The following is a 19,059-nucleotide window of genomic DNA, read 5'->3' as shown; positions in this document are numbered from 1 at the left end:
AGATCCAAATAAGGTGTTTTTCAAAAATTGTTTTATAGGGAATGAGAGGTAGAAATGCCTCTCTTTTTCTTGAGTAGCACTGAGATATACGAATACCAACCAAGAAAAAATAGTTGTTGTCTTGATAGTAATAAAAAAAGCCTATTTTGAATTATTCAAATAGGCTTTTTGTTTTATCGCGTTTGACTCTCTATTAGAAGGTCAGTTAACATTGACATTTTCTTTTTGTAGACTTCTGAGATATCATTGTCTTCATATAAGTCAGAATTACTAATCGGTATAGAATAAGGCAAAGACCACGCTCTAAGTGCTTTTGCGATATTGTCTAGAGCTTGTATACCTTGCATAGCTTGGTTACCAGCTGACCAACATGTAAATCCTACTATTTTATTTGTCAAATAAGCAGGATGGTCTTTGGCTGTTATTTCTAACCAATCGATAGCATTCTTCATTACTCCAGTAAGACTACCATGGTAGAGTGGAGTAAGCCAAATCATCACATCTGCTTCTCTAAAAGCATCCGCAAAGGCCATAACGTCTGCTGGGACATTATCCATTAATTTAGCTTGAAATATAGGAATTTGAAAATCTGATAAGTGAACCTGTCGAACTTCAATATTAGAATTTATGAACTGATCTGCATAATACTGTGCAATGCGTCGCGATGTACGGAATGCTTCTTCGTCTAAAGAACCATTAAAAATTAAAGCTTTCATAAAACTAAATTGTTATTAATCCACTAAGGTAAAGAATTTATCAATTGTAAAGCCTTTATAAGCTTATCTTAATTTTTATTTAACCCTCATTAGAAAGCTGATAATATTGACTATTTATTCTGTTATAGTTGATTTATAGTTAGTTGTATAAAAAAACCTGTGAAGTATAATTTCACAGGTTTTAGATATTTTAATGACTGTATTCTGTTACAGTCTTGTGTTTTATAAAGAGTTTTTCTTTGCTAAGTCAAACTTCATAATCACCTTATTGTTTTGTAAGATATTTAAAGTCTGATCTGTAATTTCGAATGGGTAAGTAGAGTTGTCAAAGTATTTTAAGAACTCATCTTTGCTACTATTACCACATGATTTAGTCGCATCTGATTGAAGTTCAAATAAAGTGACTGTACTCGTTTTTGTATTGATAGCAAATGGAGCTTCGAATAAAGCACATCCGTTATTTCCTTTCACTAAGTAATTGTGAAAATCAAAAGTTATCCATTGTCTATAAGGTCTTTTTTCACCACCATCTAGCTCTACTAGTTTCCAGTCATAACGACGTACATCTTTAGCTACTTTATCTAATTTCTCATCAGCGAATACGTACTCGATTCTATCTTTAGTCATTAGGTATAATAAACCTTCTTTCTCATTGAAGGTAATCGTACCATTAGAAATACGCTTTAAGAACTTGTTCTCATCATATTTAACATCTGTAGCACATTCTTTATTCGTTTTAGAATCAAAACGAGTCGTTAGATGTGTACCTTTTGAGTTAACAGAAGTTTTCGACACAGGAATTTCAAACACATTACACCCAGCAAATCCAGTGATAGTAGATCCATATTCGCGACTAAGCATGATATGTTTATCAGTAGGAGTTAGGGTTCCTGGTTTGCTATTGTCTTGTAATACCCATCTAACATTCCATATACCATCTGGTGCTAATGGATGTCTTTCTTGAGAATCGAAAGAACCTTGTTGTGCAAAAGTTACTAAGCTTGTTAAACAAAGAAATAAACTAGTAGCGTATTTTTTCATAATAAATATTAAAATAATTCTAAATATACATGATACATTTACCTTCTTTTTGTTAACTAAATTTTTATAATATATTGATTTATATGTATTTAGTTTGTTTTGAAGTATATGTAAATGATTGCGAAAAGATAGTAATTCCTATTTAATAACACAATTTATAAGAGATATATTATTGATAACTTAATATAAATCAATAAGTGATATAGATAATGAGGAGTTGTATTTCTTTTTTTGCGTATTTTAAAAGATTATGGGGATTGTGTTTTACTCTTTAGGCATAAAACCAAACATGAGTACTAACTTTTCGTCTTGATAGAAATTAAGTGTTTGTTCAGCGATATTATAGCGATACGTTTTATCTGTGAAGTAGCGCCCATATCTTTCTTTTGCTTTACGACTTGCTCTATTTTTAGCATGATAAGGAATTTCGAAACTTCTAAAATAAAAAGTATCTTGATCAAAATATAAATCAAACTTCACCTCAAAAGGGATATTGTCTATAGTACCTGTCATGGTTGTGTTTTCAAAATCAAAAGAAGTAATCATCTTAGGTAGATTCTCTGACTCTCGATTTAAAGCAATAAGTCCCCAGTTAAATCTAGAGACAAACTTACACATACGGTCAAAATCAGTACTGTAGAACTTGTACTTAGTCTTTGTACCTTTTTTAAGTACTAAAACATCTGTTGTACTACTCACAGTGATAGCGCTAGATTCTAAAACGCGAAAAAACTCTAAGTCGTCTTGTGTCCAGTTTACTGTTGTAGGAGTAGATAAGAACTCTGTTTTATCAGTTAGTAAGACATATTCAGTAGCGTTATCTTTGATTTGTTGAGCAGGAATTCTAGCGTAGATTGTTTTCTTTTGATCTTGATTAATCGGTTTGTTGGCTAATGCTATTTCTAGAGCACCATCAGTCCATTGTAGGATTAGATTTTTTTCTTTGTACTGTATGACCCACTGTTCTTTTTGTATTTGTTTATTTGTCAAAGGAAGAGGATCTTCTATCTTCTGAGCATGCAGAGCTAGAGATAGGGTTAAGGTAATGAATATTATGAATTTAGACTTGATCATGAGCAATAGGATTTTTAATCTTTATCCAAAGATATTAATATGATTTAGAAAGCATACTTTGATTAGCTACATTTTTTTAGAAGATATATGTTTAATAAATTGGTGACAAACGATATTTAATTGTAAATTTACCCCCCAAACACAACTCTTTTATATATGAATCCAAAAGTATTACTTACTTCAAAAGAGATTGATATCATTCTACACCGTTTGGCTTGTCAATTAGTAGAAAAACATCTTGATTTTTCTAATACCCTTCTTATTGGTATTCAACCACGTGGTAAATTTTTAGCAGAACGCATTAAAAGCATCCTTAAGACTGAATATGGTATATCTGAAGTGCCTTTAGGTTTTTTAGACATTACTTTCTTTAGAGATGACTTTAGAAGACATCAAAAAACTCTTGAAGCGAATAAAACACAAATAGACTTCTTAGTAGAAGATAAGAAAGTCGTATTTATAGATGATGTGCTTTATACAGGACGTAGTATACGTGCCGCATTGACGGCTATACAGTCTTTTGGCCGTCCAGCAGAGATAGAACTATTGGTATTAATAGATCGCCGTTTTAGTCGTCACTTACCGATACAGCCTGATTATAGAGGAAGACAAGTAGATGCCTTTGATGAGGAGACTATCCGTGTACATTGGTCTGAACATGAACAGGAAGATGCAGTCTTTCTAGAAGAAACTGAAAAAAACTAACTACCTAAATCTACTCATAGAAGTACAATGAAAGAATTAAGCGTAAATCACCTTTTAGGAATTAAGTATATCAATAAGCATGATATTGATTTAATTTTCGAAACAGCTGATCACTTTAAGGAAGTAATTAATCGTCCGATTAAGAAAGTTCCTTCTCTACGAGATATTACCATAGCGAATATCTTCTTTGAAAACAGTACTCGTACTAAACTATCTTTCGAATTAGCACAAAAACGTTTATCTGCAGATGTGATTAGTTTTTCTGCTGCTCAGTCTTCAGTGAAGAAAGGAGAAACACTAATCGATACAGTTAATAATATCTTAGCCATGAAGGTAGATATGGTAGTGATGCGTCACAGTGATGCAGGAGCTGCTCACTTCTTATCTAAGAACGTAAACGCAAGTATCATTAATGCAGGAGATGGAGCACATGAGCACCCTACACAGGCGTTATTAGACAGTTATTCTATCCGCGAAAAGTTAGGTGATGTAGCAGGGAAGAAGGTTGTGATCGTAGGAGATATTCTACATTCACGCGTAGCATTGTCTAATATCTTTGCTTTGCAGATGCAAGGGGCTGAGGTTAGAGTATGTGGACCTAAGACATTAATCCCTAAGTATATCGAGAGTTTAGGAGTGAAGGTAGAGTCTAATCTAAGAAAAGCTCTAGAATGGTGTGATGTAGCGAATATGCTTCGCGTTCAGAATGAGCGTTTAGACTTTAGCTATTTCCCTAATACGAGAGAGTATTCTCAACAGTTTGGGTTGACTAAAGAGATCTTAGATTCATTAGATAAAGAAATCGTAGTCATGCACCCAGGGCCTATTAACAGAGGAGTAGAGATTACTTCTGATGTAGCTGATTCACAGCAGTCAGTGATCTTAGACCAGGTAGAGAATGGAGTAGCAGTACGTATGGCTGTAACCTATCTATTAGCTTCAAAAATTAAATAATTCAAGCCAGCCATTTTGTTGGCTTATTTTATATCTATAGAACATCTAATACAGCACAATATTTTTTGTGCTGTATTAGGTGTTTTTTTATAGTTCATTCTTTGATAAGAGTATTTATTATAGGTATCTTTCACAGATTAAAGATCACTATACGTTTCATGAGAAACCACATCCTAACGATCACTCTATTACTTCTGTCTACTTTTATACAAGCTCAGAAGGTAGAACAAGTCTTTTTAGGTAAAGAGGACAAGACCAAAAACTATTATACAATAATCTATCCTTCTCATTTGCCATGGAGTGGGTATTTAGTCTTAATACCAGGCTTTGGAGAGAGTGCAGAGAAGGTATTGTTAGAAACAGATCTACCACTACTAGCTGCCAAGAGTGGTATGCTAGTGATTATCCCATGTCTTCAAGATGGAGTACTTTCGTTTGGAGTAGATAAGACGAGTCAGAGTACATTAGGTCAAATCATAGAAGATGTAAGAAGTAAACACAAGCTTATGGATCAGCGTTTTTTCATAGGTGGGTTTTCGATAGGAGGAAGTACGGCTATTAAGTACGTACAAGAGACCATAACGAAGCCACATGCTGTATTTGCGATTGATCCACCCTTAGATTTTGAACGTTTTTATAACTCTAGCCAGCGCGAGATAAGGCTGTCAGGTGTAGACAATGCTAGTGAAGAGAGTGTCTATATGATAGGTAAAATAGAAGAAGTGATGGGAGGTACTCCTGCTACTGCATTAGAAGCCTTTTATAGTACATCTCCCTATTCATTCACGGATCCTAATCAGACTGCAGTGAAGAAGTTCGGACAACTTCCCTTGAGAATCTATACAGAACCAGATGTAAACTGGTGGATACATGAGAGAGGTGAGGATCTGACTAGTATGAATGCAACAGAAAGTTCTGCTTTTATCAATGAATTAAGACGTTTAGGAAATGAGCAGGCAACGCTCATTACTACATCAAATAAAGGATATCGCATGAATACTCAGTTGCGTCATCCACACTCTTGGACGATCGTGAATAATCAAGAATTGATCCAATGGTTGTTGAGTAGTAAATATTAAACCCCAAATACGCATTAACCAAATACTACAGAGCCATTCTACTTCATAGTTCCTTCATTAGCTTTAAAACCATACTATTGTATGCTTGTATCACTAATTCAGAGCTATTTTGTATAATTACTTTTCGTTTATACATCTATTGTGTATTTTGGGTTTTTAAAAAAAGCGTATATTTGTATCGTACTTGTTTTTATATCAGGTGTATACCTTGATTCTTATTGTTTGAAAAGTAAACAAATCAAAGTACATTACTTCCTTGTAAAGCCTTAAAAAACACCATTTTTAAACAGGCTTATTTTTCGCATTTTATACCATATGTTTTAGATTTAGCTTGAGGTTATGTTATCTTAACCCCAGTGTTTATCATGCTTTGTGTTGTGTTTGTTCGGGGCTTGTTCGGAAAAAGCCCTGTTTTTCCGAACCTCTTCCGAAGGACTCCCGAACAAAGCTCGCATAAAACTTGTGAATCCCTTTTTATCATTGGGTTTGTAGCGTTGTTCGGTAATTGCCGAACCATTTTTTTACAGGATTTTATGGTTCGTTTTGAGAAGAGTAAAAAATACTATTTATTCATTGTTTTGATTTAAGAGAATTATGTAAATCAAATAATTTCCTTTCTGGGTATAAATGTATTGTGTTGGATGTATGTAATAGTTCCAATCATCAGGGGGCATAGATGACGGATGCGTATTTCCATAATATTTTTGCTCTGCTATATGATAGTATTTATATTCGTTTTATATTCGCTTAATCAAATTAAGGCGTATATAATGAAAGTAAAAGAAAAAGGACATACACTTATTATAACGAGTGACGAGGGAGATATAGTAACGTTTCTTAAAAAGCTAGAAGAGCAGTATGAGCATAGCCTTCTACAGTCTAATTTAATACTAGATTTAACAAAGGTTAAATATGAGGTATTAGAAGAGGATTTAGAGTGTTTTGAATCTCTAGCTATACGACATATAGAGGAGGCTAATAAGTCTTTTATTATCGTTATAGAGTCAATTGACTTTAATGAGTTTGATGGAGATTTGATTATTGCTCCGACTTTACAGGAAGCACATGATTTGATAGAAATGGATGAAATCCAAAGAGACTTAGGATTTTAGATAAAAATATACAAAAGGCTTAAAGTAATTTAAGCCTTTTATTTTGACTTAGCTTGTCGTTTTTGTAAATTACAAGCTCAAAAATTAAAACAAAACAATATTGAAACTTACTATATTAGGCTGTTATGCAGCAACACCAAGAACGATAACTAACCCTACATCTCAAGTTTTAGAGATGGGAGGGCAGATGTTTTTAATCGACGCTGGTGAAGGAACTCAAGTACAATTAAGGCGTCATAAGTTGAAGTTTCAACGTATCAATCATATTTTTATCTCTCATTTACACGGAGATCACTTTTATGGATTGATAGGGTTGATCTCAACGTATATGTTGTTAAACAGAACTTCTGATTTGCATATTTATGGACCTAAGGGAATTAAGGAAGTGACTTTATTACAGTTGAGACTTTCTAATTCTTATTCAGGATATAAGTTGTTCTTTCATGAACAGACTAGTAAGGAGAGTAGAGTTGTATTTGAAGATGATAAGGTTATTGTACGTACCATACCATTAGATCACCGTGTGTATACTAATGGATATCTTTTTGAGACTAAACCTGGTGATAGAAAGTTGCGCATAGGAGCTATTGAAGATTTAGGTATTGATAGATGTTATTATCAGAAGATTAAAAGTGGTGGTAATATCACATTAGATGATGGTACTGTAGTGGATAATAAGGATATTACTTATGATCCAGAACCTACGGAGAGCTACGCATTCTGTTCAGATACTTACTATTCTGAAGCCATAGTACCTATCATTAAAGATGTAGATGTATTATACCATGAGAGTACTTTCTTAGACAGTGAAGAGCATTATACAGAACGAACGAAACACTGTACTGCTAAGCAGGCGGCAAGTATTGCAAAACTAGCGAATGCAAAGACTTTAATACTTGGGCATTATTCTACGAGATATAATGATATTACCTTGTTTAAGAAAGAAGCAGAGACTGTGTTTAGTGGTAAAATACTGAATGCTGACGATGGTAAAGTGTTTGACTTATAATAGATTTAGATATGAGTGACTTAAGTGATTACAGAAAATCGTATGAGAAGAGTGTATTGTTGGAAAGTAGTGTAGACGAAAACCCAATGATGCAATTCAAGAAATGGTTTTATGAGATAGAGGATTTCGGTGGAGTAGATGAGGTAAATGCAATGACAGTATCTACAATAGGTTTGGATGGCTTTCCGAAGTCTAGAGTGGTACTCTTAAAGTCTTATGACGAAGAGGGATTTGTGTTTTATACAAATTATAACTCTGAGAAAGGGAAGGCTATTATCGCTAATCCACATTTGTGTTTATCATTCTTTTGGCCTTCTGCGGAGCGTCAGATTATTATCAAAGGTATCGCTAGTAAGGCTAGTGCAGCTCAATCTGATAATTATTTTGATAGCCGTCCTTTAGGAAGTCGATTAGGTGCTATCGTATCTAATCAGAGTGAGGTTATCCCTAATCATCAAGTGCTAGAAGAAGCTATCAATAAATTAGAAAAAGAAGCAACTGAAGATAAGGTAAAACGCCCTGAGAATTGGGGAGGATTTGTAGTAAAACCTGTATCTATTGAGTTTTGGCAAGGAAGAGCTAATCGCCTTCACGATCGTATTCGATATACGCTGACAGAAGATGGTTTAGATTGGAAAATAGAACGACTAGCACCGTAGTATGAAAATAGCAAAGATCATATTAACTATCGCAACCCTGTTCTTTATGGGATGGGCGTTAATGGAAAGTTCTAAGGACCAACCAAAAATATGGGTGCAAGTAGTGGGTGTAGCCTTGTTCTTTTTCTCCATGGCGAGATTGATGCAAAAGACACCTAGTAACACTCGTCAACAAGGACCTGCGGAACGGGAGTTCGATGCAGGAATAAAGAAAGATTTAATCAATCAAGCAAAAGAAGAAGAGAAAGATGCTTAGCAAAGGAGATTATGTACAAGTATTAGATGAGAACGAAGAAGGAGTTGTCATTAATATTATAGGAGATGAGGTAACTATAGAATCTAAAGAAGGTTTTATATTAACGTATAAACCGAATGAGCTTTTAAAAATAGCTAAAGAGGACGAGGTAGATATGCGCTCGGCTAGTACTAGAAGTTCAGTTAGTGAAGCACTACAAGAAAAAGTAGATCCTATAAAACGTTCCTTTACGAAGGAAAAACGTTCGCGTAAGGATGAGTTTATCCTAGAAGTAGATTTGCATATAGAGAAGCTTACGAATGACTATAGACGTATGGAGAAGCATGATATGCTGACTCTACAGCTAGATACAGCTAGGGGACAGGTGGAGTTCGCTATTCGCAATCGCATTCCTCGTATTGTATTTATACATGGTGTAGGAGAGGGTGTATTAAAGGCTGAGTTAGAGTTTCTATTCAGTAGATATGCGGAGATAGTAGCTGAAGATGCGAATTATCAAAAGTATGGATTAGGAGCTACACAGATTTACTTTAAACAAAACGTCAGATAAATTAATTAAGAATTAGTTCTTTTTTAAAAGACTCTTGATATGATATAGAACGACAATATGGCTAGGCTGTATTGTCGTTTTTTTGTGGATATATACGCCCTATGCTATATGAATATGCATGGTGTTAGATGTATGTAATACATTCCTACTGTTATGGAATCACTGTGTGGAATGTACGACACGGATTTAAATCCGCGCCAACATCACTGTGCGGATATACGTTGTGTAATACATATAATTGCTTTATAGATTTAGTTTAAGTGCTTCTGTTATGATTTATTAGTTGTATTTGTGATATGTCTACGTCGATTGAGTTAAGAGAAAGCAGACAGAGAAGTTTATATTAATTACTTTTCGAATTCTTTCCTATTGTTTAGAATTGTCTCTAAATTATTAAATGCCCAGACTGATATGTTTTCGATATAGGGAACTAAGTCTAATCCAAGTTCAGTAAGTGTATATTCTACTTTAGGAGGTACGGTAGGATATACTTTTCGTGTAATAAAACCATCAGCTTCTAAGGTTTTTAAAGTTTTGGCTAGCATTTTTTGAGAAATATCTCCTATTGCTTTATCTATTTCATTAAAACGCATTACACCCTGATCTCTTAATAAGAGAAGGATAAGCATAGACCATTTTTCACCTATTCTGTCGAGTACTAATCTAATAGGACATGTATCTGCTTCTAAAATATTTTTTAGGTTTAACTTATTGATTTTCATTATTAATTACTTGTGGGTTAGTATCTTACTTAGGCGTAAGTTCTTGTTTGGCCTATACAAAGGTAATACATTTGCTCTCCAAAAGAGAGTAACTTTAAACACGAAAATAATTACAATGGAAAAAGTATTAATACTATTGGCGCACCCAAATTATGTAGGGTCAAATTCGAATAGAGCATTGTTAGAAGCATTGCCACAAGATGTACAATTTACAATTCACAATATTTATGAGGTTTATCCCGATGGGCAGATAGATGTGGAGAGGGAACAAGAGTTGTTATTAGATCACGATAGAATAATCATTCAGTTCCCTATTCAGTGGTTTAATGTACCGAGTTTACTGAAGTTATGGCTAGATGAGGTTCTTACTTATGGATGGGCATTCGGAGTAGAACAAGGTGCTTTAGTAAGTAAAAAAATAGGTATAGTAACCACTACTGGTGGAGTAAAAGAGTCTTATGTAAAAGATAGTCATTACGGATTTACAGTGGAAGAGTTTTTATTACCAGTCATAGCTACTATCAAGTATATTGAAGCAAACTATATAGGGTTTGTAGCTTTAAATAATGCGTATGGACCTACGGAGCAAGAAGTGAGTGAGGCTGTAAAACAATATGTAGAATTATTGAAGAAATAAGCATAAAGACAAGTCGTTAGTAGAATTTACTAATGGCTTTTTTTTATGAAAAAATCACTTAATACACCCACCTAGGCATAAAAAGTGATTCTTCATTAAATTCATACTAATACACAACATTATAAAGATACAATAAGTTTTGTTAAAAACATAGTTTTATATAGATAAAATGAGAATACCTATTTTGTGTCATAATCTTATTGGTAATTATCTCAATACGACGTTCTAAGTTATCGAATGATCTGTATCTGTTCGTATAGAGGTGGTTATTGTTGATTGAAATATTGATTTTATTTAGCATAATAAATAGAATTGCTCTTTATGTTGTGTTATTTGAGAGTCTGAACTTCTATTTTTAGAATTCTCATATTTGTATAATTATGATAAAGTTTTGTTAATGATGTTTAAAAAAGAATTATATTAAACTTTTTAAAAATCTACCAAACTATGAATATTAAATATACAATCTGTGCAATCCTATTGGGAACGATAAGTGTGATGGCTCAAGATGAAAAAAAAGAAGAATCAACTTTATTAGGTGTATTGACACAGCAGGCTAACCCCGATGCACCTAAGAAAGTGAATACCTTAGAAGTGTATCTAGACTCAAAGTACGAGAATTTGACTAAGACTAGTGGGGCCGGTACTTCGGATAGTAAGTTTAGATTAGTACAGTCGCGATTTTATTTAAAAGGGAATTATAATAATAAGCTTACTTATTCTTTGCGATATAGGTTGAATGAGTCAGTAGCGTCTAATGCCTTGGAGTTTGCTTTTTTAGAGTATAATATTGATGACCATTGGACAGTGGGTATGGGAAAACAGTTTACAGCTTGGGGATCTACGGAGTTGTCTTATAATAGTGCTGATTTATATATGTTTACGAATATCATTGGTTCTATTGAGCTATTTAGTCCTGGAGCTAGTATTGCTTATAAAGTAAAAGGACAGTCTTTTAAGTTACAGATGGTCTCTCAGGGAGAGCAGTTTGCGGCAGAAGATTATAAAAATAAGGCTTATGGAGGATTGTTTTTATGGGAAGGAGAATTGTTTAAAAAACATTTGAAAACTCGTTACGGATATGCGCTATTTCAGCATGATGTGAAGAAGTATTACAGCTGGGTAACTATGGGAAATAGGTTGACATTGAATAACTTTATGGCAGAGGTAGACTGGATGTATGGTTTTAGAAATGTAGGAGATGCAGCTTTTACAGACTTAAATACAGGTACCAAAGGAATCGCGTATGTGAAGGATAATGTGACGACAGCTTCTGTGAAGTATAAATTCCATAAAGTGACTCCATATATAAAAGTGATGTATAACTATAGAAAAGACCTTGAGAGTAATGTATCTTATGCTTTAAAGGGAGTTTCTACAGCTATAGAGTACAATCCATTTAATGATAAGGCGTTTAAGGATCTTAGACTTTTTGCAGCTTATAACTTTCTGAATTATGATTATAAGAATTATGAATTTTCTAAGGTAGATAAGAATGAACATCAGATAGCGGTGGGAGTGAGATGGATGGTTCCGTTGTTTAAATTATAAATAGAGTAAGTATGATGAGGTACAATGAATTATTAATAAATGAAGAGAGCAAGACAATGCAATTGTTTAAAGGCTTATCAGAGGAAGAAGATAGAGAGCTAACGCTAAGAGTTGGTTTATTAATTAAACAAGGTAAAAGACTAAGAATGCAAGTTGTAGCAGATGATATTGATGAGTTTAATGTTTATCTAGAAGGGTATGATCTTGTAGATGATTTATTGTAGTTTAGAAGAAATAGAATAAGAATTCGGGCTTATAAAATTAAAAAGACTTGCTGTCCTAGTTTAGGATAGTAAGTCTTTTTTTGTTTAAAAATATAAGAAAACAAATAATTATAAGTATTTGTATATAAGAATGTTATTGTTGTTTTATTTGTTAAAAAAAGTTTTTTTTTTTATAAAATGAATGCAAGGTTTATCTAAAAGGGGATTTATATGATGAGCGCTCACAGTAAAATATTTTTAATCAATTCAAAATTATAAGAAAATGAAAAAGTCAATAAAATTTAAAGAAATCTTGATCGTGTTTAGTTTAATAGGTTTAGGTCTTACATCATGTAGTAAAGATGATGATACTATCAAACCAAATAAAAAAGTAAAAGTAGAAGATGTCTACGGAAGTTACAGCGGAAAGACAATCACTTCTCAAGATAAGGTTAAGAATGAGCAGAATGTAAACTTTAGCGCTAAAGCGGGAGTTATTTCTTTTACAGAACTACCAGTTAAAGAAATAGTATCTACTGTAGTAGGTGATCCTAAAAAGACTGAGGAGGCATTAAAAGCTCTAGGAAAGGTAAAATATAACTTAGATTATAAAGCAGCTTTAAATAAAAATAGTACAGCTGTAGAATTGACTTTTGTACCAAAGGTTCTAGAACTTAAAGTTCCTGTAGATGGTAAGGTAAAAAATGTAAAAGTAATATTCTCTGCAAAGGATAAAGGAATTTACGTTTCTGGTAAATCGAATGTAGTGAAATTTGGTTTTACAGTATCTGAGTTAACAATTGATGAGGTATTAGAAAGTAGATTAGTACCTATTAATTACGCGTTTCCAGCTTCTGTCAAAAAGTAAGAAAAATAGAATAGTTTATTTATTTAGTTTTTACATAGGATAGCCTATTACTAAGAGACAAGGGTAATAGGTTATCTTTTAAACTGTAAATTATAAAAATATTTTGTTTGTATAACGTGTTGTTTTGTAGTGTTTTAATGGTTGTTTTTGTAAATTTATATAGAATAAGTCATTTTTTTTAATTTCTTCATGCAAGGATTTCTAAAAGTCGGGTTTATATACATGAGTACTCACTATGAAATATTGTTAAACAAGCTAAAAGTATAGTAAAATGAGAGCAGTAAGAAGAATTAAAATGTTTACGGTCTTATTTAGTTTAGTTGGTATTAGTTTTACATCGTGTATTAGTGATGATAATAGTATAGAGCCAAATAAACCTGTTAAGATAGGAGATGTAGTAGGAAGTTATAGTGGGAAAGCTTTTACTCTACAAGGGAAATGGATGAATGAACAAAATACAATTTTTAAGATTAATGATAGCTTGATTGTATTTGATAATCTGCCAGTAAGAGAACTTGTGGGATCAGTAGTTAAAGACGCTAGAAAAACCGAGGAGATATTAAATAAGATGGATAAAGTAAAGTATAATCTTGCTTATACATCTGTAATAGATGAGACAGGAACAGCGTTAATATTAACGATGAGTCCAAGAGAATTGAAGTTTATAATTCCGATGGATGATAGTAAAAAAGAAGTAGTGGCTCATGTCACTGCAAAGTATAAAGGGATCTATGTGTCTAATAGGTATGATATGGTGAAGTTTGAGTGGATAGTAGACAAATTAACTGTGGATGGAAAAGAAGATAACGACTTTATAGAAGTGAAGTATTTCTTTCCTGGATCTGTTAAGAGGTAAATAAAGTTAGGTTTTACTCCTTAGATGCCAACCAAAATGTTTATACAACAAATGACTAAAAAAGATAGTGTAGAACGAGGGTTAGTGGATAGACTACGATCTAAAGACCAATCTGCTTGGAAAGAATTCTATGAATTCTATTCAGGACATTTTACCTATGTATGTATGCGATATCTTAAGAGTCATGATGATGTCAAAGATGTGATGCAGAATAGCTTTATCAAGATTTTTAATGCTATTGGTTCATTTGAGTATAAGGGAGCAGGATCATTAAAAGCTTGGACAACACGTCTAATAATTAATGAGTCTTTAAAGTTTCTTAGAGATACTGCTAAGATAGAGTTTCCTACTCTAGTAGAAGAATTACCAGAAGTAATAGAAGAGGAGGAACCTAATTTAGATGAGATACCAGAATCTGAAATATTAGAATTGATTCGTTCTTTACCTGATGGGTATCGAATGGTTTTTAACCTTTATGTTTTTGAGAAAAAAAGTCATAAAGAAATAGGTAAACTGCTAGAAATAGGAGAGAGCTCATCTGCCTCTCAATTTCACCGAGCGAAGAAGATATTAATGCAGAAGATAAAGTTATATAATAAACCAAAAACAAACGCCTTATGAACGATAAATGGTTAAATGATCTGGAGCAGAAGATGAAGGATCATACAGAGATCGGACCAGAGGGGTTATGGGAGGATTTGGAACAAAAACTTTTTGGGGAAGAGAAGGGAAAAATCATACCATTATGGTCAGATACTGTACAGCAAGCAACAAATAAAAGGAAAGCATCTAAAGAAGTAAACTTTAAAAGGATTATTGGTATCGCTGCTTCTGTGGCAATACTATCTATTGGAGGTGCAGAACTATATTTGAGAAGTGGACGTGCATTACAGCATGATGATAAAGAAAAAGAAAGCATTGTTATAGATGCAAAAGAGAGTAAGTTAAAGCTTGATTCTACACCTAGTCAATACCTTGATAAGGTAGAAGAAGAAAAGATAATAACCAAAGAAACACACACAAATACCAAAGCTTTGACTTCAAATGAAAAGGAGAAGGCAAGCAGTCATACTATCAAGACAATAGAAGAAAGGAGAGAGACTTCTATTGTTGAGATAGTTGACAATAACTCAAGTTCGATAGAACAAGAGAAGACAGGTAGTGGTGTACTTTCTGATTTAGTTGATAAAGATAAAGTACAAGAGCAATTAGCGATTTTAGTTGAAGAAAGTAATCAAAACATAGAGAAAGCTTTAGTTGATAATCAGTTGAAAGAAACAGAAATAAAAGATCAAGTAAAGTCAAAAAAGAATAGAGGTTTTTCTTTAGGTCTAATATCTAGTAATATAGCCTCTACTTCTAGTATGCAACAAAATGGATACAGTACAATGAAGGGAATGATGAAGGATGATAGTAATGTCTCTTTAGATATGGGGATGGCGAGTGCTGTACTGTCAGAGATTTATGTTGTTAATCAAAATAAGGAGGTCTATACAGATGTCAAGCATAAGAAACCTATTCGTTTTGGAGTAGCCCTATATTATCCTATGGGGGATAAATGGGGAATCAATACAGGGGTGACTTATACGAAATTATCATCTGATCTTACTTCAGGAAGTCAAGAGTATAAAATTATAAATACACAGACATTACATTATGTAGGAGTGCCAATTCAAGTGAATTATAACGTATGGGAGAAAGGGAATTTCTCAGCGTATGTCAATGGTGGACTTCATTTTGAGAAATCAGTGTATGGAACGTTGAAAACAAAGTTTAAGGCTGATCAACATGTAGAAAAAATACCAGATGAAAAGGTAAATGTCAAAGGAATACAGACTTCAGCAAATTTAGCTGTAGGAATAGAGTACAAGTTAGCGAAGAGTGTTGGACTGTTTGTTGAACCAGGAGCTCGATATTACTTTGACAATGGAAGCTCTGTTAAAACTATTTATACAGAGAAGCCTTTTGATTTTAATATGCAGTTAGGATTGCGTTATTCGATACCTAATACAAAGAAATCAATAGAAAGTAAAGAATAAAAATTAAGAAGGTCGGAAGTAGAAGTGTCTATATACAACAATCTTCAAAAATCTATGAATAAAGAGAAGTAAAGTGTTAGTAAGTTTTATGTTCATATTACTATATAGTTAGGTTATATATAGTAATGTTTTTAATTAATTTATCACCCTCTGCACCTCTGTAATTTATTACAGAGGTGCTTTTTTTGGATACAAAAAAACGCTTACCATTAGTAAGCGTTTAATATATTATTCCTCTTTATCAGGATCTTCTTCTTTATCTGAAAAATACTCTGTAAATATCTTGATACTATCTATGGGGTCTGGCATTCCCATAGGAGCATTTTCTCGTTCATAATGCTCTAGTAAGATATTTATAACTTCGTATTCATCTGCTTCTGGTGTATTGGGCTTAGCATCCTTTAGGAGTTGTAATCTCACTAAAGCCATGTGGTAATCTTCTTCTGTCCTTATAGGTTTCATAGGCATTGTGGTGTTATAAATTACGGTTACTAGTCTGTTTCTGATAAATATACTGATTATAAAGTGGATAATACCATTAAATACTAGAAATTAAGCTATCTTTAATAAAGTAGTTCAAAATGTAAAAGAATGATTTTTAATATATTTAAGTAAGAGAACTTTTTTACTTTAAAGAAAAAAAACTGTGCTACTATTTAATCGAAAAGAGACTCTATAGAAATATTTTTTAGGGGTAATTTGTCGGAAGATATAGCACAAAACACGGATTTTAAGGTAATATTAAGTACTCCTATTTTTAATTAGTTTTATTTTGTAGTCAGATAAAATAGTAGGAAGATGAAGATAGTCGGTTTAGAAACAAATAAAGAAATAGACTTTTCAATAGCGGTAGATAATTTAACATTAACTACGCCACAAAAACAAGATTATTATACACTTATTCTTTGTACAAGAGGGCATATAGATTTAAAAGTAGGGAATCATAATTTTACCGTTGATGAAGGTTCTATGTCCATTATATCACCTGAAGTAATTTATCTCGGTGGGGAGGCTTCACCTGATTTCAGAGTCTTTCAGATTTTCTTTAAGAAATGCTTTTTGTATCGTAATTATGTCAAGGAGATGATTGTAGATGAGCTACTGTTCTTGAATGCAGATTACCCACCAGTATATAAACTAGGAGACTCTTTTAAGCAAGTCTTGCAGAACTTTAATAACCTAGCGTGGGAATTGGATACGAAGAGACCTTATCACCTTAATATTATCCGTCTAAAACTGATTGAGATATTATATGATTACAATAGGGCTTGTGAGTATTGCCTGCTAGGATTTCATAAAGGAATGAATAGACAATATCAATTGACCTATACTTTTAAACAACATTTAGAAGAAAAGTTTAAAGAACTTAAAACAGTACAGCAGTATGCAGACTTAATGGGTATTACGCCGAAGCATTTGACTGAAGTCATAAAGGAAGAAACAGGTATGACGGCACTTCAGCTAATACACGAGCGTCTATTACTAGAAGCACAGTATTTATTGCGACATAGTCATATGACTGTAAAGGAATGCGCTTACGAACTAGGTTTTGACAATATATCTTACTTTAATCGCTTTTTCAAGCTACATATAGGGGACTCTCCTTTAGGATATAGAAATAAGTGACTATCTAGAACTTCTAGAAAAGTCTAATTAAAATACAAATAGAACTTAGTATAAAGCTAAGTTCTATTTGTATTTATAATATGATGTCTTTTATACATTGACACCAAATATGTAGCCTACTAATGCAGATAGTCCCATCGCTACTGATCCCCAAATAACGATTCTAAGAACCGCTTTCTGGATACTAGAACCACCTGTTTTAGCAGATATTGCCCCTAATATCATAAGGAATATAATGGTAAAACCATATAGCCAATATTCCATTTGTTCTACAGGTGCTAATAGTGCTACCCCAAGAGGCAGCACTCCACCGATAGTAAATGAAGCTCCTGAAGCTAGAGCTGCCTGCATAGGATTGGCCTGATTAATTTCATTAATACCTAATTCATCTCTCACATGAGCAGCTAGAGCGTCTTTTTCTGTTAGTTCAATAGCTACCTGCATAGCCGTTTCTTTTTTTAGTCCACGTTGCTCATAGATCTGTGCTAGAATCTTTAATTCTGTTTCAGGCATTTCTTCAAGTTCCTTTGCCTCTCTTGCTATATCTGCATTCTCTATATCAGTCTGAGAACTTACAGATACATATTCTCCAGCAGCCATTGACAGTGCGCCTGCTACTAGTCCTGCCACTGTGGCAAGTAGAATAGGTTCTCTTGATGCGCTAGCTGTGGCAACACCTATTGCTAAACTCGATACAGATATAATACCATCATTAGCACCTAGTACTGCTGCCCTAAGCCAATTACTTCGATTGATGTAATGATTATCTAGATAGTTGTCGATTGTGATTTGATCTTCTTTAGCGCTCATTTTATTTGATTTACATATTGATTAAGAGTATCATAGTAAAAAAGGAGAGTTAGTGTTACAGACACTATCCTCTCCTTTTTCCCTCTACATCTATATTGAGATGTTTTTTTATTTCTTCGAAGTTTTTATAGCTAAACTCAAATATCTTTGTGCTTTTATCGCCTTCTTGTAGTACGATATATTCTGTAGCTCCTAGAAAAACTCTTTTAGTATGAGCAAGTACGCATACTGTATTAGGTTTGTAAAACTTCTTTCGACTCCCGAGAAGATTTCTGACTAGTATATCATTATCCTTGATGGTAATATCTTTGACCATCGTCATAGTCAGTGAAAAACTGAATACAAATAAGACCAACCCTAAAGTCACACCTCCTAAGAAACTGTAGTGCGTTTTAAAGCTTACATGACCTGCTTGGGCATTATCAGAGATAAAATAAAAGATAGTAAATAGTGTCAAAGCAATAACTAGTAAAACGAGTAGTAAACGCATCACTCTTGAGCTATATTGAGACTGTACCATAAGAATAGTTAAGTGTTGTTTTGTTATACAGCAAGTTACAAATAATGCAAAGGATTACCAAGACAATTTTTA

The 19,059-nt window shown here is 33.2% G+C and carries 23 protein-coding genes; 16 read left to right on the top strand and 7 right to left on the bottom strand.

Annotation, left to right across the window (positions count from 1 at the left end):
• Nucleotides 1-173 precede the first annotated feature (173 nt).
• The 3 genes from MPR_RS11580 to MPR_RS11570 all read right to left on the bottom strand — a co-directional run bounded on the left by MPR_RS11580 (nucleotide 174) and on the right by MPR_RS11570 (nucleotide 2,831).
• Nucleotides 174-716: an NADPH-dependent FMN reductase gene (locus MPR_RS11580; RefSeq protein ID WP_041892773.1), complete on the bottom strand. Its 543-nt coding sequence runs from the start codon at nucleotides 714-716 to the stop codon at nucleotides 174-176.
• Between the two features lie 222 nt (nucleotides 717-938).
• Nucleotides 939-1,757, bottom strand: a complete 819-nt coding sequence (locus MPR_RS11575; protein WP_041892771.1) for an META domain-containing protein — start codon at nucleotides 1,755-1,757, stop codon at nucleotides 939-941.
• Between the two features lie 264 nt (nucleotides 1,758-2,021).
• Nucleotides 2,022-2,831 carry a hypothetical protein gene (locus MPR_RS11570; RefSeq protein ID WP_041892769.1) on the bottom strand — a complete coding sequence of 270 codons (810 nt, stop codon included), beginning with the start codon at nucleotides 2,829-2,831 and terminating at the stop codon, nucleotides 2,022-2,024.
• A 156-nt stretch (nucleotides 2,832-2,987) separates the two neighbouring features.
• Here MPR_RS11570 and pyrR point away from each other — a divergent pair, with 156 nt between their 5' ends.
• The 8 genes from pyrR to MPR_RS11530 all read left to right on the top strand — a co-directional run bounded on the left by pyrR (nucleotide 2,988) and on the right by MPR_RS11530 (nucleotide 9,155).
• On the top strand, nucleotides 2,988-3,536 hold the full coding sequence (gene pyrR / locus MPR_RS11565) for a bifunctional pyr operon transcriptional regulator/uracil phosphoribosyltransferase PyrR (protein WP_006261577.1): 549 nt from the start codon (nucleotides 2,988-2,990) through the stop codon (nucleotides 3,534-3,536).
• A gap of 27 nt (nucleotides 3,537-3,563) precedes the next feature.
• A complete protein-coding gene (locus MPR_RS11560; protein ID WP_041892766.1) occupies nucleotides 3,564-4,490 on the top strand; it encodes an aspartate carbamoyltransferase catalytic subunit in 927 nt (308 codons plus the stop codon).
• A 158-nt stretch (nucleotides 4,491-4,648) separates the two neighbouring features.
• On the top strand, nucleotides 4,649-5,569 hold the full coding sequence (locus tag MPR_RS11555; RefSeq protein WP_041895456.1) for an alpha/beta hydrolase: 921 nt from the start codon (nucleotides 4,649-4,651) through the stop codon (nucleotides 5,567-5,569).
• Nucleotides 5,570-6,339: 770 nt separating this feature from the next.
• Nucleotides 6,340-6,681 (top strand): hypothetical protein, encoded by a 342-nt coding sequence (locus tag MPR_RS11550; RefSeq protein ID WP_041892764.1) that lies wholly within the window; start codon nucleotides 6,340-6,342, stop codon nucleotides 6,679-6,681.
• 100 nt (nucleotides 6,682-6,781) lie between these two features.
• Nucleotides 6,782-7,690 carry a ribonuclease Z gene (locus MPR_RS11545; protein ID WP_041892761.1) on the top strand — a complete coding sequence of 303 codons (909 nt, stop codon included), beginning with the start codon at nucleotides 6,782-6,784 and terminating at the stop codon, nucleotides 7,688-7,690.
• An 11-nt stretch (nucleotides 7,691-7,701) separates the two neighbouring features.
• On the top strand, nucleotides 7,702-8,349 hold the full coding sequence (gene pdxH / locus MPR_RS11540; RefSeq protein WP_041892758.1) for a pyridoxamine 5'-phosphate oxidase: 648 nt from the start codon (nucleotides 7,702-7,704) through the stop codon (nucleotides 8,347-8,349).
• Between the two features lie 46 nt (nucleotides 8,350-8,395).
• Complete coding sequence (locus MPR_RS11535; protein WP_235280442.1) at nucleotides 8,396-8,605, top strand: hypothetical protein; 210 nt, start codon at nucleotides 8,396-8,398, stop codon at nucleotides 8,603-8,605.
• Complete coding sequence (locus MPR_RS11530; protein ID WP_041892754.1) at nucleotides 8,598-9,155, top strand: DUF8465 domain-containing protein; 558 nt, start codon at nucleotides 8,598-8,600, stop codon at nucleotides 9,153-9,155. The genes MPR_RS11535 and MPR_RS11530 overlap by 8 nt, the downstream gene beginning before the upstream one ends.
• 347 nt (nucleotides 9,156-9,502) lie before the next feature.
• Here the strand turns inward: MPR_RS11530 and MPR_RS11525 are convergent, their stop codons facing one another.
• Nucleotides 9,503-9,877: a winged helix-turn-helix transcriptional regulator gene (locus tag MPR_RS11525; RefSeq protein ID WP_041892752.1), complete on the bottom strand. Its 375-nt coding sequence runs from the start codon at nucleotides 9,875-9,877 to the stop codon at nucleotides 9,503-9,505.
• Between the two features lie 115 nt (nucleotides 9,878-9,992).
• Between MPR_RS11525 and MPR_RS11520 the strand changes: the two genes are divergently transcribed.
• The 7 genes from MPR_RS11520 (at nucleotide 9,993) to MPR_RS11490 (ending at nucleotide 16,031) form a co-directional block, all read left to right on the top strand.
• The gene (locus tag MPR_RS11520; RefSeq protein WP_041892750.1) at nucleotides 9,993-10,514 is read left to right on the top strand and encodes an NAD(P)H-dependent oxidoreductase; all 522 of its coding nucleotides are present in this window, start codon (nucleotides 9,993-9,995) and stop codon (nucleotides 10,512-10,514) included.
• A 447-nt stretch (nucleotides 10,515-10,961) separates the two neighbouring features.
• Nucleotides 10,962-12,065, top strand: coding sequence for a porin (locus MPR_RS11515; RefSeq protein WP_041892748.1), 1,104 nt, complete (start codon nucleotides 10,962-10,964; stop codon nucleotides 12,063-12,065).
• Nucleotides 12,066-12,076: 11 nt separating this feature from the next.
• Complete coding sequence (locus MPR_RS11510) at nucleotides 12,077-12,289, top strand: hypothetical protein (RefSeq protein ID WP_041892745.1); 213 nt, start codon at nucleotides 12,077-12,079, stop codon at nucleotides 12,287-12,289.
• 262 nt (nucleotides 12,290-12,551) lie between these two features.
• The gene (locus MPR_RS11505; RefSeq protein ID WP_041892743.1) at nucleotides 12,552-13,136 is read left to right on the top strand and encodes a DUF4840 domain-containing protein; all 585 of its coding nucleotides are present in this window, start codon (nucleotides 12,552-12,554) and stop codon (nucleotides 13,134-13,136) included.
• Nucleotides 13,137-13,407: 271 nt separating this feature from the next.
• The gene (locus MPR_RS11500; RefSeq protein WP_041892742.1) at nucleotides 13,408-13,992 is read left to right on the top strand and encodes a DUF4840 domain-containing protein; all 585 of its coding nucleotides are present in this window, start codon (nucleotides 13,408-13,410) and stop codon (nucleotides 13,990-13,992) included.
• Between the two features lie 51 nt (nucleotides 13,993-14,043).
• Entirely contained in the window at nucleotides 14,044-14,613 is a 570-nt protein-coding gene (locus tag MPR_RS11495; RefSeq protein WP_041895453.1) for an RNA polymerase sigma factor, read from the top strand.
• Complete coding sequence (locus tag MPR_RS11490) at nucleotides 14,610-16,031, top strand: outer membrane beta-barrel protein (RefSeq protein ID WP_041892741.1); 1,422 nt, start codon at nucleotides 14,610-14,612, stop codon at nucleotides 16,029-16,031. The genes MPR_RS11495 and MPR_RS11490 overlap by 4 nt, the downstream gene beginning before the upstream one ends.
• Before the next feature lie 228 nt (nucleotides 16,032-16,259).
• Here MPR_RS11490 and MPR_RS11485 read toward each other — a convergent pair whose 3' ends face one another.
• Nucleotides 16,260-16,493 carry a hypothetical protein gene (locus MPR_RS11485; RefSeq protein ID WP_225600622.1) on the bottom strand — a complete coding sequence of 78 codons (234 nt, stop codon included), beginning with the start codon at nucleotides 16,491-16,493 and terminating at the stop codon, nucleotides 16,260-16,262.
• Nucleotides 16,494-16,829: 336 nt separating this feature from the next.
• On the opposite strand from MPR_RS11485, the gene MPR_RS11480 reads away from it, so the two are divergent.
• The gene (locus MPR_RS11480) at nucleotides 16,830-17,657 is read left to right on the top strand and encodes a helix-turn-helix domain-containing protein (protein WP_041892737.1); all 828 of its coding nucleotides are present in this window, start codon (nucleotides 16,830-16,832) and stop codon (nucleotides 17,655-17,657) included.
• Between the two features lie 90 nt (nucleotides 17,658-17,747).
• Here MPR_RS11480 and MPR_RS11475 read toward each other — a convergent pair whose 3' ends face one another.
• Nucleotides 17,748-18,467: a VIT1/CCC1 transporter family protein gene (locus MPR_RS11475; RefSeq protein WP_041892735.1), complete on the bottom strand. Its 720-nt coding sequence runs from the start codon at nucleotides 18,465-18,467 to the stop codon at nucleotides 17,748-17,750.
• Nucleotides 18,468-18,531: 64 nt separating this feature from the next.
• Nucleotides 18,532-18,987, bottom strand: coding sequence for a hypothetical protein (locus tag MPR_RS11470; protein ID WP_041892733.1), 456 nt, complete (start codon nucleotides 18,985-18,987; stop codon nucleotides 18,532-18,534).
• Nucleotides 18,988-19,059: the final 72 nt, after the last annotated feature.

The sequence above is a fragment of the Myroides profundi genome (genome assembly GCF_000833025.1).
Classification (GTDB): domain Bacteria; phylum Bacteroidota; class Bacteroidia; order Flavobacteriales; family Flavobacteriaceae; genus Flavobacterium; species Flavobacterium profundi_A.
This window is presented reverse-complemented; position numbering and strand designations above follow the sequence as displayed.

What these genes read in the sequence shown, in the direction of transcription:
- MPR_RS11580 (WP_041892773.1), bottom strand. Translation starts at nt 716, where the DNA reads ATGAAAGCTTTAATTTTTAATGGTTCTTTAGACGAAGAAGCATTCCGT.
- MPR_RS11575 (WP_041892771.1), bottom strand. Translation starts at nt 1,757, where the DNA reads ATGAAAAAATACGCTACTAGTTTATTTCTTTGTTTAACAAGCTTAGTA.
- MPR_RS11570 (WP_041892769.1), bottom strand. Translation starts at nt 2,831, where the DNA reads ATGATCAAGTCTAAATTCATAATATTCATTACCTTAACCCTATCTCTA.
- pyrR (WP_006261577.1), top strand. Translation starts at nt 2,988, where the DNA reads ATGAATCCAAAAGTATTACTTACTTCAAAAGAGATTGATATCATTCTA.
- MPR_RS11560 (WP_041892766.1), top strand. Translation starts at nt 3,564, where the DNA reads ATGAAAGAATTAAGCGTAAATCACCTTTTAGGAATTAAGTATATCAAT.
- MPR_RS11555 (WP_041895456.1), top strand. Translation starts at nt 4,649, where the DNA reads ATGAGAAACCACATCCTAACGATCACTCTATTACTTCTGTCTACTTTT.
- MPR_RS11550 (WP_041892764.1), top strand. Translation starts at nt 6,340, where the DNA reads ATGAAAGTAAAAGAAAAAGGACATACACTTATTATAACGAGTGACGAG.
- pdxH (WP_041892758.1), top strand. Translation starts at nt 7,702, where the DNA reads ATGAGTGACTTAAGTGATTACAGAAAATCGTATGAGAAGAGTGTATTG.
- MPR_RS11535 (WP_235280442.1), top strand. Translation starts at nt 8,396, where the DNA reads ATGGGATGGGCGTTAATGGAAAGTTCTAAGGACCAACCAAAAATATGG.
- MPR_RS11530 (WP_041892754.1), top strand. Translation starts at nt 8,598, where the DNA reads ATGCTTAGCAAAGGAGATTATGTACAAGTATTAGATGAGAACGAAGAA.
- MPR_RS11525 (WP_041892752.1), bottom strand. Translation starts at nt 9,877, where the DNA reads ATGAAAATCAATAAGTTAAACCTAAAAAATATTTTAGAAGCAGATACA.
- MPR_RS11520 (WP_041892750.1), top strand. Translation starts at nt 9,993, where the DNA reads ATGGAAAAAGTATTAATACTATTGGCGCACCCAAATTATGTAGGGTCA.
- MPR_RS11515 (WP_041892748.1), top strand. Translation starts at nt 10,962, where the DNA reads ATGAATATTAAATATACAATCTGTGCAATCCTATTGGGAACGATAAGT.
- MPR_RS11510 (WP_041892745.1), top strand. Translation starts at nt 12,077, where the DNA reads ATGATGAGGTACAATGAATTATTAATAAATGAAGAGAGCAAGACAATG.
- MPR_RS11505 (WP_041892743.1), top strand. Translation starts at nt 12,552, where the DNA reads ATGAAAAAGTCAATAAAATTTAAAGAAATCTTGATCGTGTTTAGTTTA.
- MPR_RS11500 (WP_041892742.1), top strand. Translation starts at nt 13,408, where the DNA reads ATGAGAGCAGTAAGAAGAATTAAAATGTTTACGGTCTTATTTAGTTTA.
- MPR_RS11495 (WP_041895453.1), top strand. Translation starts at nt 14,044, where the DNA reads ATGACTAAAAAAGATAGTGTAGAACGAGGGTTAGTGGATAGACTACGA.
- MPR_RS11490 (WP_041892741.1), top strand. Translation starts at nt 14,610, where the DNA reads ATGAACGATAAATGGTTAAATGATCTGGAGCAGAAGATGAAGGATCAT.
- MPR_RS11485 (WP_225600622.1), bottom strand. Translation starts at nt 16,493, where the DNA reads ATGAAACCTATAAGGACAGAAGAAGATTACCACATGGCTTTAGTGAGA.
- MPR_RS11480 (WP_041892737.1), top strand. Translation starts at nt 16,830, where the DNA reads ATGAAGATAGTCGGTTTAGAAACAAATAAAGAAATAGACTTTTCAATA.
- MPR_RS11475 (WP_041892735.1), bottom strand. Translation starts at nt 18,467, where the DNA reads ATGAGCGCTAAAGAAGATCAAATCACAATCGACAACTATCTAGATAAT.
- MPR_RS11470 (WP_041892733.1), bottom strand. Translation starts at nt 18,987, where the DNA reads ATGGTACAGTCTCAATATAGCTCAAGAGTGATGCGTTTACTACTCGTT.